This is a genomic window from Bifidobacterium sp. ESL0800, from assembly GCF_029395355.1.
GTDB lineage: Bacteria > Actinomycetota > Actinomycetes > Actinomycetales > Bifidobacteriaceae > Bifidobacterium.
The window spans coordinates 644,364-657,626 of record NZ_CP113913.1 but is presented as its reverse complement, the minus strand read 5'-3'; the positions used below and the strand labels follow the sequence as shown (position 1 = coordinate 657,626).

At 57.6% G+C, this 13,263-nt stretch carries 7 protein-coding genes and 1 pseudogene; 2 read left to right on the top strand and 6 right to left on the bottom strand.

Annotated elements, in window-relative coordinates; translation table 11 throughout:
• Positions 1-194: 194 nt before the first annotated feature.
• From rapZ to uvrA, 6 genes and pseudogenes are all read right to left on the bottom strand, one after another.
• Positions 195-1,124 carry an RNase adapter RapZ gene (rapZ, locus tag OZX75_RS02680; RefSeq protein WP_277147363.1) on the bottom strand — a complete coding sequence of 310 codons (930 nt, stop codon included), beginning with the start codon at positions 1,122-1,124 and terminating at the stop codon, positions 195-197.
• Positions 1,125-1,198: 74 nt separating this feature from the next.
• Positions 1,199-2,224: a shikimate dehydrogenase family protein gene (locus OZX75_RS02675; protein ID WP_277146705.1), complete on the bottom strand. Its 1,026-nt coding sequence runs from the start codon at positions 2,222-2,224 to the stop codon at positions 1,199-1,201.
• A 180-nt stretch (positions 2,225-2,404) separates the two neighbouring features.
• Positions 2,405-3,175 (bottom strand): hypothetical protein, encoded by a 771-nt coding sequence (locus OZX75_RS02670; RefSeq protein WP_277146704.1) that lies wholly within the window; start codon positions 3,173-3,175, stop codon positions 2,405-2,407.
• 69 nt (positions 3,176-3,244) lie between these two features.
• Positions 3,245-3,310: pseudogene (locus tag OZX75_RS08620) on the bottom strand (zinc-ribbon domain-containing protein); the annotation flags it as partial.
• A gap of 359 nt (positions 3,311-3,669) precedes the next feature.
• Complete coding sequence (uvrC, locus tag OZX75_RS02665; protein WP_348519491.1) at positions 3,670-6,141, bottom strand: excinuclease ABC subunit UvrC; 2,472 nt, start codon at positions 6,139-6,141, stop codon at positions 3,670-3,672.
• Positions 6,142-6,271: 130 nt separating this feature from the next.
• Entirely contained in the window at positions 6,272-9,211 is a 2,940-nt protein-coding gene (gene uvrA, locus OZX75_RS02660) for an excinuclease ABC subunit UvrA (RefSeq protein WP_277147361.1), read from the bottom strand.
• Between the two features lie 371 nt (positions 9,212-9,582).
• On the opposite strand from uvrA, the gene OZX75_RS02655 reads away from it, so the two are divergent.
• Together OZX75_RS02655 and OZX75_RS02650 are read left to right on the top strand one after the other, a co-directional pair.
• Entirely contained in the window at positions 9,583-11,184 is a 1,602-nt protein-coding gene (locus OZX75_RS02655; protein WP_277146702.1) for an ABC-F family ATP-binding cassette domain-containing protein, read from the top strand.
• A gap of 60 nt (positions 11,185-11,244) precedes the next feature.
• Positions 11,245-13,230, top strand: a complete 1,986-nt coding sequence (locus OZX75_RS02650; protein ID WP_277146701.1) for a bifunctional ADP-dependent NAD(P)H-hydrate dehydratase/NAD(P)H-hydrate epimerase — start codon at positions 11,245-11,247, stop codon at positions 13,228-13,230.
• Positions 13,231-13,263: the final 33 nt, after the last annotated feature.

Here is a 13,263-nt window from a genome sequence, read left to right as displayed (position 1 = left end):
TCCTACTTCCCGTTCTTCATATAAGTGTAATTGGAGCATTAAACGGAGTCATCTCGCGCCATGCCACGGCTATCTGTGATAGCGAATGACTTGGACAAGAATCCACCGTTTTACATCCCTTTGCCTGTTTTATGTCAGTACCTTGATATCCAGATCAATCGTTCATTGAAAAATAATTGACGATCTCACCTAAGCTATTGTCGCTCATGACGATGCAACTCCCGTGCGGATACCGTGACACTCAGCCCATGAGCCCTGAATCGTTTCGCCAATTCATTGCTGATCGCAACGGAACGATGCTGCCCGCCGGTGCAGCCGACAGCAATTGTGACATAATGCTTATCTTCCTGAGCGTAACCCTTGATGGCCACCATGATGGCCTTCTCATAAGCGTCAATGAATTCTTTGGCTCGCTCGTCACAAAGAACATAATCGCTGACGGCCTGATCGTTGCCGTTGAGTTCACGCAAGCTTGGCACCCAATAGGGATTGGGTAGGAACCTGACGTCGGCGACGAAATCCGCGTCGAGCGGAATCCCGTATTTGAAACCGAAACTGAAGATGTGGACGGAAACGGTTTTTGCGCCGCTGCCAAGCAGAGCTTCGTAGAGTTTCGTCGAAAGCTGGTGGATGCTGAGCGCTGAAGTATCGATGACGGTATCGGCCCGTTCCTTGAGATTTTCAAGCAGCTCGCGTTCCTCGCGGATGCCGTCGATGAGACGGTTGCCATGCTGAAGCGGATGCGGGCGACGAACGGACTCGTAACGCTGCACCAGAACCTTGTCGCTGGCATCAAGGAAAAGGATGTGCGTGCGTACGCCCAGATCATCCAAATGGCTCAGAACAGCGGAAAGATCATCGAAATAGCTCCGTGAACGCACATCGATAACCGCCGCAAGCTTATGGACTTTGGAACCGGAGGAAGTCATCATGTCGACCAGAGGGATCAAAAGCTTTGGAGGAAGGTTGTCGACCACGTACCAGCCCATGTCCTCTACACAGTCGGCGGCATGCGAACGGCCGGCACCGCTCATGCCGGTGATGAGCATGACTTCGAATTGACTGGCGGGTTTGGGTTCGTTGTTTTTCGTTGTTGGTGAAACGGCCTTTCCCGTGTCGTTCACGTCGTTCACGTTTGTTGCAAGGGCCGTCTTTTCGGCCTTGTTTCCGGTGTCGTCCGGTCCTTGCGTTTCCGAAATCACAGTGCCTCCTGTAAGGCGCTTCTCATCGCCTGCTCAAAATCTGCCGTTCCTATGATATGCGCCCCTACCGTCATCAACCTCACCTGGGCTATAGCCTGATACAGCAGCATTTCCTCGCCGCCGATGGCCGTTCCGCCGTTGGCGCACCAGACCTGCATGAGTTTGGTGGGGCGGGGATCGTAGACGACGTCCAGGAGGGTGCCGCTTGAGAAGATGTCGGCAGAATCATCTAAGAAATCGGCCAATTCCTTGGCACTTTCGTCCGCCCCATGAGCAGGTATGGTGTTGATGACGATATCAGCCTGGACCAGATACTTCGACACCTGCGAAAGCGGCACCTGCTGATAGAACAGATTATCCTGCGACTTCGCCAGCCGTTGCATCGGGTCGTTTTCACGCTGGTGGCGGGCGCATACCGTCACATTGGCGATGCCACCTTTCCCGGGCACCGTGATTTCCGTACATGCCGCCAAAGCTGAAAGCGCGGTGTTGCCATTGCCGAGGATGACCGCTTTCGCTCCTGGATGCTCAGACTTTCCAACACTATTGTTATCAGACGTATCAGGAATGACGGCTGTCATTGATGTCTCAGACTGGGAATTATCGAATTTAGGATTCCGAGATTCAGTCTTCTTTTCCTCGAACAGTTGCCAACAATGAGAAAGTGCTTTTACGATGCCTTCGACATCGGTGTTGTACAGTTTGATATCCGGTTTATCGGTACCCTTGTTCCATGAAAAGATGGCGGTATTGGCCACATGAAGCCTGCGCGACCAAGTATCTGCCGGAGTTCCATAAGGTTGAATCGTGCGTTTCAGCGGCATGGTCAGGCTCAAACCGGCCCATGAAGGATCTAGGCTCTTGAGGAAACCGTCAAGGTCTTCTTCACCGACCTCAACACGGTCGTAGTACCAATCGCCGAGACCCAGAGCCTTATAGGCTGCGTTGTGCAGCACCGGCGAAAGCGAATGTGCGATCGGCTTTCCTAGAACCGCACAGCGATGCTTGATTTCATTGGCCATTGGTTGACGCTTTCTCTCTCTGCATTTACTTTCCCGCTATTACCGGCAAATACCAACGAATAATGACAACTGCATGGCCTTCGCAGACAAACCGGAAAACATAAAGAATTAAGGAACCACACCATGAACCGATTCTCTATCGAATTTGCAACCTGTACAAGCGTGATCAAGCGAAATTTGTCACTCTAACACCCCATTTTGATCGATTAAATCCATGAGGGCATCACAAGTCAAAGGAGTCTTCGCATTTGACGTTGGTGATGAAATAGCGGCGTCATTTATGTACGTGATACCTTCACTAATATCACCGTGCTTGAAAGGATGTATCATCCATATCCGATCAGAAGTCATTTCTAATTCAATCGGGCTACCATGGCATGTTACTTCCATGAGAACCGAATCTTCATCCGCAATAGTAGTATCTCCGGGCTTTGCACTCTGAGGCTCAATATTCTCCTCATGAAGTTTATTCAGCCCGATATACCCGGTTTTTACATTTATTTTATAGCCTTTGCCCAGTGCCGTTTTCTTCGCATAAGCTGTTAACTCCGCAACCGTCTTTGGAGGTCCAGCTTTCTTCGGCGAATTTGCCGTCTTTGGCGATTTGCCTTTGCCGGCCTCAGCCCCAGCAGAGACCGAAGTAGTGTTGCTCGGTGCCTGCGGTGAGTTTCTATGACTGAGAGTAATCAATACTCCAATAAGGACGACCACTGTAACCAATACAATGATGACATCGACAACTTTCTTGGATACTCCAGCGCCGGCAGACACTGCGGATTGAGTGCTTGTTTCGGCATGAGGCAACTCTTCAGGTTGCCGAACAGTTGACATCGCAGCATCATTCACCGTTGCGCCAACTTCGGGAACCGGCCGCGATTGCTGTTTCGGCAAGGGCACAGGCGGAATCGGCTGTTGCCCAGAATAATCATTCGACTGAGGACCAGATGCCATTTGCGGCACCTGATTGGAATTTGAAGATTGACCAGACACTGATGGCGACGAGACGACTGACGACAATCTCATTCCACAATTCGGGCAAAAGGCACTCTCATCATTGACATTCGAACCACACCGTGCACATTTCATAATATGATCTCATTCATACAAATATGAGCTATTTCTTATTAGTCATCATCTCTGTATGAATCACTCCCTTCCACAAATATAAAATCAGAAACACATGACATGGCTATTGCTTTATTAGTCAATATAAAGATAGTGTCTAACGTTTTTCACAGAAACCAAGACTGTTCTACACGCATAGGTTTGAGTCCCGATTGCAACAGACAAGACATGCCCATCAGCCGAATAACGTGAGACAACGGAATTTAAATCACCAACAGGAATGAATCTGGCCAGCTCCTCAGTGGAACGAAACTTATGCACTCACCTCACACGACCGCGATACAGATACCGTAGATTTCCTCTCCACACCACTTCGCTGGTCACTTGCCGGTATCGTTCTTTTCATCCAGGTGCAAAGCGTTATAGATGGATTCGGCTTTCCGTTCGCCGATACCATTGACGGACTGGAGTTCTTCGACGGTTGCGGCACGGATACCCTTTACCGAGCCGAAGGCACGCAGCAGCTTTTTCTGGTAGCTTTCGCCGATGCCTGGGATGTTGTCGAGCGCAGAACGTAGGGCACCTTTGCGGCGGGACTTGCGGTGATAGGTGATGGCGAACCGGTGGGATTCGTCGCGCACGCGCTGCAGCAGGTACATGCCCTCGGACTGCCGTTTGAGGATGAGCGGGTAGTCCTCCCCGGGTATCCAGACCTCTTCAAGTCTCTTGGCCAAACCGCAGACCGCCACGTCATTCACACCGCAGTCTTTCAGGGCTTTGACGGCAATCTCCACCTGGGGCTTGCCGCCATCCACCACGATGAGGTTGGGTTTGTAGGCGAAATGACGAGGATGAGTGTCTTGCTGAACGACAGCATCCGCACTGGTCAGACCCGCTGCTTCGGAATTTACATCTTGTTTGATGGCATTTTGGTCATCACCGTTGCCGCTGATTTGTGATTCCTGTGACCGGTTTCTCGAAGTCGATCTGGCCGACACTTTGGCATCCTGCCGGGAACCTGTGGCAACGGCATGAGCATCACTCCCCTCACCGGTCTGAGACGGCTGACCAGATGATGCCGCGACCGCTTGCGCCTGCTGCCGCGCCTGCTCAACACGTTTCTCGTTGTCGATGCTTTCGCCGGTGTCGCCGGCAATGTTGCCGTGGCGGAACCTGCGGGTGAGGGTCTCGTACATGGCGCTCAGATCGTCAAGCGCACCCTTGCCGTCCTTACCGCGTATGGCGAAACGACGGTATTCGGATTTCTTGGCTATGGCATCCTCGAAGACGACCATGGAAGCGACCTGGTAGATGCCACCGATGGTGTTGGAGATATCGTAGCCTTCGATGCGCAACGGCGAATCGGGAAGCCCCAGCGCCTTGGCCACGTCGTTCATCGCCTGCGTTCGAGCACCGATATCGCTGATACGGCTCATTTTGCTGCGTTGTAGCGCCTGTTTGGCATTGGCATCGGCACGGTCCATCAGCGCCTTCTTCTCGCCACGACTGGGCACGCGGATGGTGACGGCCGAACCGCGCAGACCGCTCAGCCATTCCTCAAGTTCGCCACGGCGGGACGGCTCAATCGGAACCAACACCTCACGCGGAATCGGCGAGATGGGAGCCAGCAAATCGCTACGTCCGGTCTGCATCTGACGTTCCCGGCGGGTCCGGGTCGCCTGAGCACGCGAAAGACTGTCGGTGGCGGTGATGCTTTGGGTCGCTCCCAAAGCATCACGGCGTTCGACGATGTCGATGGCGCTATCCGCAGATACGGGGACCGATGCCGGGCCGTCATGGTCAGGATCTGCGGAATCCTTGGCAACATCGCTGTCTTGTTCCAGCAATTCCTCGCCGTTGCTGGGAAGGTTCAACGGAACATTGGCCTGGCTCTCCGTCTCTTCCATCATGTCGGAATAGACCTGCGTGATCAGGTCGGCGATGAGGTCGGCATCGTCGATGTCTTCGACCCGCTTGACGCTCCAGTTGCGTTCGCCGCGAATGGAACCGGAACGCACGAAGAACGCGTGGATAGAGGCTTCCAGTTCATCGGATTCCATGCCGAACACGTCGGCGTCCACATCCGAATCGAAGACGACCGCATTCTGCTCGGACATAGTCTTGAGCATCGAAATCTGGTCGCGCAGGCGCGCCGCCTTCTCGAATTCCATATCATTGCTGGCCTGTTTCATCTCACGTGTCAACCCGGCGATGAACGTGGTGCCGTAGCGGCCGGTGAGCACGCCGACCAGCCGCTCGCACATACGGCGATGGTCCTTTGCGCTGATCCTGCTAACGCACGGCGCCGAACATTTTCCGATGGATGCCAGCAGACACGGTCGGTCGGTCAGCTTGGCACGGTTGAAGACGGTTTTCGTACAGGTCCGTACCGGAAACGCCTTGAGCAGCTTGTCAAGGCTGTGGCGCAAATCCCATGCCTTGACGTATGGGCCGAAATATCGGGTGTCACGGCGCTTGCGGTTGCGGGTCACCCACACTCTCGGATATTTCTCGCCCAGGGAGACGGCCAGGTATGGGTAGGTCTTGTCGTCGCGGAAGACGACGTTGAATCGCGGGTCGAATTCCTTGATCCATGTGTATTCGAGCGTGAGCGCCTCGAGCTCGGTGGCGACCACCGTCCATTCAAGGCTTCGAGCGGTGAGCACCATGTTCTGCGTGCGCGGGTGCAATTCGCTCAGCGGCTGGAAATAGAAGGTGAGCCGGTTACGCAGGTTCTTGGCCTTGCCGACGTAGATGACCCTGCCATCACCGTCACGCCATTTGTAGACGCCCGGATCGGTGGGGATGTCACCGGTGGCGGGGCGGAACAGATCGCGGGTGTCGCCCAGCAGACGCTTCGGTTTGCCGGCATCCGCCTGCGCCGTCTTGCGCCAAGCGCCCTCGTCGCGTCGCTCTTCCATAAGGATTCATCCCCTTCCTTTTCTTATGGTTGGCCGCTGTCGCATCCGGCGACAGGCTGTGTCAGTGCCTCAGCATGGGGCCGAGATACTTGCCGGTCCAGCTCTTTTCGCATTTGGCCACATGTTCCGGCGTGCCCTGGGTGACGATGGTGCCGCCGCCGTCGCCGCCTTCGGGGCCGAGATCGATGATCCAGTCGGCGCATTTGACCACGTCGAGGTTGTGCTCGATGACGATGACCGTGTTGCCCTTGTCGACCAGACCTTGCAGGACCTGCAACAGCTTGCGTACGTCCTCGAAATGCAGACCGGTGGTCGGCTCATCCAGGATGTAGACTGTACGGCCGGTGGAGCGGCGCTGCAACTCGGTGGCGAGCTTGACGCGCTGCGATTCACCGCCGGAAAGCGTAGTGGCGGGCTGGCCCAGGCGGATATAGCCCAGGCCGACATCGACCAAGGTGTCGAGATAGCGGGAGATGCCGGTATACGCCTTGAAGAAATCGGCCGCTTCGGAGATGGGCATGTTGAGCACGTCGGCGACGGATTTGCCGTTGTATTTCACTTCGAGGGTTTCGCGATTATAACGCTGGCCGTGGCATTCCTCGCATTGCACATAGACGTCGGGCAGGAAGTTCATTTCGATCTTGATGGTGCCGTCGCCGTGACAGGCTTCACACCGTCCGCCTTTGACATTGAACGAGAACCGGCCGGGGCCATAACCGCGGACCTGGGCTTCGGGCGTCTTGGCAAAGAGCTGGCGGATCTTGTCCCATACACCCGTATAGGTGGCCGGGTTGCTGCGCGGCGTGCGGCCGATCGGGTTCTGGTCGACGTGGATGACCTTGTCGCACTGCTCGATGCCTTCGACGCGCGTGTGCTTGCCCGGCACGATGCGTGCGCCGTTGAGCTTGTCGGCCAAGGAGGGATACAGGATCGAATTGATCAACGTCGACTTGCCGGAACCGGAGACTCCGGTGATGCAGGTCATCACGCCAAGAGGAATGGATACATTGATGTTTTTGAGGTTGTTCTCACGTGCGCCGACAACCTTGAGCTGCCGATCCCGGTCGGTTTTGCGACGTTTCTTCGGCACTTCAATCTCGCGTCTGCCGGCGATATAGTCACCAGTGATGGAGCGTGGGGCGTCGACGACATGAGCCGCAGGCCCTGAATAGACGACTTCCCCGCCCTTCTCGCCGGCTCCGGGGCCGATGTCCACCAGCCAGTCAGCCTTTTCGATGGTCTCCTGATCATGCTCGACGACAATCAGCGTATTGCCGAGGTCACGCAGATGATGCAGTGTCTTGATCAGGCGTTCGTTGTCGCGCTGGTGCAGGCCGATGGACGGCTCGTCGAGCACGTACATCACGCCGACCAAGCCGCTGCCGATCTGCGTGGCGAGCCTGATGCGCTGCGCCTCTCCGCCGGAAAGCGTTTTGGCGGCACGCGAAAGGGTCAGATAGTTGAGCCCGACATCGTTCATGAACCCGAGACGCGCACGAATCTCCTTCAAGACCTCACCGGCAATGACGGCCGCCGAGCCCTCAAGACGAAGCGAGCGAACCCATTTGAGGCTGCGTTCGACTGGCATATCGCAGACGTCGGCAATGGACTTGCCGTCGACGGTGACCGACAGCACTTCCGGACGCAGACGCTTGCCCTGGCAGGTCTGGCACGGCACCTCACGCATATAGGACTCGTAATACAGCTTCATCTGATCGGAGTCCGTTTCGTCATGGCGACGCATGAGCGTACGCACCACGCCTTCGAAACCGGTGCTGTATTCGCGCAGACGCCCCCAACGGTTGCGGTAGGAGACCTTGACCTTGAAATCATGGCCGTACATGATGGCATGCTGAATCTTCTTGGGCAGGTCTTTCCAAGGGGTGTCGAGGCTGAAGCCCATCTCCTCGGCAAGACCTTCGAGGACGTGACGATAGTATTCGCCGGTGCCCTTGGTCATGCCCCACGGTTCGATGGCGTTCTCGTTAAGCGATTTGCTCGGATCGGGAATGACCAGTTCAGGATCGATCTCCAATTTGTAGCCGATGCCGTCGCATTCCGGGCAGGCGCCATACGGGGCGTTGAAGGAGAAGGTGCGCGGCTCGATCTCGTCAAGCTCAAGCTGATGGCCGTTCGGGCAGGAACGCTTCTCGCTGAACGGCTCGCGACGATTCGGATCCTTTTCATCCAGATCGACGTAATCGATGACCACGATGCCTTTGGCCAGTCTCAGCGCGGTTTCTATGGAATCGGTGAGACGCTGGCGGATGCCGTCCTTGATGACCAGACGGTCGACCACGACTTCGATGGTGTGCTTCTTCTGCTTGGTCAGCTTGATGTCGTCGGAAAGCTGACGCATCTCGCCATCGATCAACGCACGCGAGTAACCGTCGCCACGCAACAGCTCAAGCAGGTCTTCAAATTCGCCCTTGCGGCCGCGTACGACCGGTGCCAGAATCTGGAAACGTGTCCGCTCCGGCTTCTTCATCAAAATATCGACCATCTGCTGTGGCGTCTGGGCGCTGACGACCTCGCCGCAGACCGGGCAGTGCGGGATGCCGGTGCGGGAAAACAACAGACGCAGGTAATCGTAGATCTCCGTGATGGTGCCGACGGTGGAACGCGGGTTGCGGTTCGTGGTCTTCTGATCGATGGAAACGGCCGGGCTCAGGCCCTCGATAAAATCGACGTCCGGCTTGTCCATCTGCCCCAGGAACTGGCGGGCGTAGGCGCTGAGCGATTCCACATAACGGCGCTGGCCTTCGGCAAACAACGTATCGAACGCCAACGAGGACTTGCCGGAGCCGGAAAGCCCGGTGAACACCACCATACGGCTGCGCGGGATGGCGAGGTCGACGTTCTTCAGGTTATGCTCGCGAGCGCCCTGGATCGTGATCTTCAGATCGCTGGGAATGTGCGAGATATCCGCCACGAGCGAATTCCCGGTCTTCTTGAGCGGTGCTTTCGCGATCTCCTGGGACAGGAACGAGTCGCTGTCCATCAGCTTGCGCGCGACCACACTTGCCGACGAATTGTCGGTTTCCCCTGATTGATGCGCCGTTGATGCTGTTGCCAATGCTTACCTCCGCTTGATGCCGAATGCTCCACTGTAGATTAACCCATCATAGTGGACGGTTCGAACAATTGTTCGACTATCTATGAAGTCGGTTCGATCCCCGATATATCCTCAGATGCCAGAAGGTGCAATAAAGCGGTATTTTCATGACTCGTTATCGACAATCCACGTTTACGCCGTTATCTCGATTACACCATATCGCCTTTTCTCTTCATGAAAAGCATACGTGTCGCTATGATGGCATGTTGGTATATTTCGCCGTAATTCGGTAACAGCAACAGGACAGGTAATAAGGTATGGCAATCGAGGCGCAAGGGCTGGAAATTCAGATCGGGGCACGGACGCTGCTCAATCCCACTGATTTTCACGTGAGCAAAGGCGACAAGATCGGCTTGGTCGGGCGTAACGGCGCCGGCAAGACCACCCTCACGCGCACCATCACCGGCGACCTGCTGCCCACGGCCGGCAAGGTACGCGTTTCCGGCAAGCTCGGCTACCTGCCGCAGGACACCCACGCCGACGACCCCGAGCAGAGCGCGCTCGACCGGATGATGAGCGCGCGCGACATCGCCAGCATCATCAAACGTATGCGCAAGGCCGAAAAGGAAATGACCAACGAGAACCCGAAGGTCATTCAAAAGGCGATGGACAAGTACGACAAGGCCATGCAGGCGTTCGACAAGGCCGGCGGCTACGCAGCGCAGTCCGAGGCGATCTCGATGGCCGCGAGCCTGGGACTTCCCAACGAGACGATGCAACAGCCGATCGGCACGCTTTCCGGCGGTCAGAAGCGGCGCATCGAGCTGGCCCGTATCCTGTTCTCTGACGCCGACACCTTGATTCTCGACGAACCGACCAACCATTTGGACGCCGATTCCATCGAATGGCTGCGCGGCTATCTCAAGCGTTTCGAGGGCGGGTTCCTCGTCATCTCCCATTCCACGGAACTGCTGGACGAGGTGGTGAACAAAGTCTGGCATCTGGACGCGCAGACCGCACAGATCGATATGTATTCGCTGAGTTGGAAGGCCTATTTGAAGCAACGTGTGGTGGACGAGGAGCGTCGCCGCCGCGAGCGCGAGGTGGCCGAGAAAAAGGCCGCACGCCTGATGAAGCAGGGAATCCGTTTGCACGCCAAGGCCACCAAGGCCGTCGCCGCGCAGAACATGATGCGTCGCGCCGAACGGCTTTTGAGCGAGACCAGCGAGGCGGAACGGCAGGAGAAGGTCGCCGACATCCGCTTCCCCGAACCTGCCCCTTGCGGCAAGACGCCGATCATGGCGAAGGAGATCTCCAAGGCCTTCGGCTCCAACATTGTCTTCACCGGCATCGACCTGGCCATTGACAAGGGCTCGCGCGTGGTCATTCTGGGTTACAACGGCGCCGGCAAGACCACGACGCTGCGTATCCTGGCCGGCGAGGACAAGCCCGACACCGGCGAGGTCGTCTACGGCCACGGCTGCAAGATCGGCTATTTCGCCCAGGAGCACGACACTCTGGAAATGGACGCGACCGTGCTCGAGAACCTGCAGCACGTCGCCCCCGACCTTGACGACACCCACGCCCGTTCCATCCTCGGCAGCTTCCTCTTCTCCGGCGACGACGCGTTCAAGCCGGCCAGGGTGCTTTCCGGCGGCGAACAGACCAGACTTGCCCTGGCCACGTTGGTGACCTCGCGCGCCAATGTGCTGCTCTTGGACGAGCCGACCAACAACCTCGACCCGGTTTCGCGCGACGAGATCCTCAAGGCCATCGCCAAGTACGAGGGCGCCATCATCCTCGTGACCCACGACGAGGGTGCGGTCAAGGCGCTCAACCCCGAGCGGGTGCTGCTGATGCCCGACGGCGACGAGGACCTGTGGAGCGACGATTATCTGGATCTGGTGGCCGAGGAGTAGGTATCGTGGCCAAGCTGGGGTAACATCGAACCAGACATGGGCGGACACAGGAGGTCGGCGATGGACGAGGTAACGATGACGGAACTGATGCGCAAATCGATGCTGCAACGGCGGGCCTACAGTGTCGAAACGGTACGAGGCATGGAAAAGCCCCTACTGGATCGAGGCGTTCCGCTGATGCGTATGGCCGCCTCGGCTGCCGCAAGGGTCACCGCCGAACTGCTTGACGACCATGATATCGACATTGACGAAGCGAAAGTCGTGCTGCTGGCCGGTGCCGGAGATAACGGTGGTGACGGCCTGTTCGCGGCTGCGCAGCTGGCTCGCTCAGGTGCCCAGGTCACCGCAATCGCGGTCGGTAAATCACTGCATTTGCAAGGACTGCTGGCCTTCACCCGCAGCGGCGGAAGGCTGCTGATCATCAATCCGGAAGCGGATATTCCAGGGGTTTCCTCCGGTTTTGGCGCAGGCGAGGCCGGAGAACGGCTGCAAGCGGCAATCGAACTGGCACGGCAGGCCGACGTCGTGCTTGACGCCATGACCGGTATCGGCGTGCACGGCGCTCTGCGCGGGCCTGCCGCAACGATGGCGAGCATGCTTCATCCCGCCCGCGAGGATGGTACAGATCCGGAGAAACCGCCGTTCGTCGCTGATACCGAACAGGAACAGAGGCCGCTTGTGGTCGCCATCGATACGCCTTCAGGAATCGGCGTCGACGATGGAACCCTGCCTGGCAGCTATATTCCCGCTGACGTCACGGTGATGTTCGGCGCGATGAAACCCTGTGCGATGCTGCCTCCTGCAAGTTTCGCCTGCGGACGCGTCATGTTGGTCGATTTCGGCTTCGACATCACACACGCCGTTCCGGCCGTCTCTTCGATCGACGGCACAGCCGGCAGGATGATACGGCTGCCGCAACCGTTCGATTCCAAATATTCGCGCGGCGTGGTCGGCCTGATCACCGGTTCGGCGAAATACCCGGGCGCGGCCGTTCTGAGCTCCGGCGCGGCCGTCCGTTCCAATATCGGCATGGTACGTTATCTGGGACCGGTCAACGCGTCGGATATGGTGCTGCGCAATACGCCGGAAATCGTCATCGGCAAAGGTCGCGTCGAAGCTTGGGCCGTCGGCTCAGGCGTCCCGACAGGCGAAGCCGCGAATAATACCGCCATCCGCAATTCTGGCAGGCACGGCATTACCGCCTCCGACGGCCAGCGCGAAGCCATCGCCGCGCTGCTCAAGCATTACGCATTGCCGGATGAACACGCTTGTGCAACCGCGGAAGAGACCGAAATTCCGGTCCACGATCTGGACAAAGAGGCAACGTCCCAGGTTTCACAACGGACCGGAACCGTTCGGGACAACGCCAATCCGGATGCCGATGTCGAACGCGAACCGTGGACCATGCCGCCGATCTGCGTCGACGCCGGCGCACTCGACCTGCTGCCGAAGCGCGTGCCGCCGCATGTCGTCATCACCCCACACGCCGCCGAACTCGCCGCATTGCTGCGTCTTCGTGGCGAAAACGTGGACACCGCATCCATCATCGCGCAACCCTGGCACTGGGCGAAACGGGCCCACGAACTGACCGGCGCGACCGTGCTGCTCAAGGGCGCAGTGACCATCGTCGTCGGCGACTCCAACGTGACCGGGCTACCGGCCGACACCGAAACGGGATCCGAAAACGGCGACGGTACGCGCAAGATGACCACAACGTTCATCTCCGGCAGCGGCCCGGCATGGCTGGCCACGGCCGGGGCCGGTGACGTTCTGGCCGGCGTCATGACCGCAATGCTCGCCCAGCAAGGCGATGGCGAGCTGCAGCACGACCCGAGCCTCGACGTCATGACCGCCGCCAGTGCCAGCTATATCCACGGTTACGCTGCAAGCCTCGCCTCGGGTTCCGACCAGCACGGCTGGGAACCGCCAGAGATTTTCGACGAAGACGGCACTATCACGCCGGATGGCAAACCGGGGCGCCCGATCGTGGCGACCGACGTCATCGCGGCACTGCCCCAGGCGTTCGAGGAATTGCTGCAGGACTAGATATCGACGGCTTCGCGTGGCCGGTTTCAACAT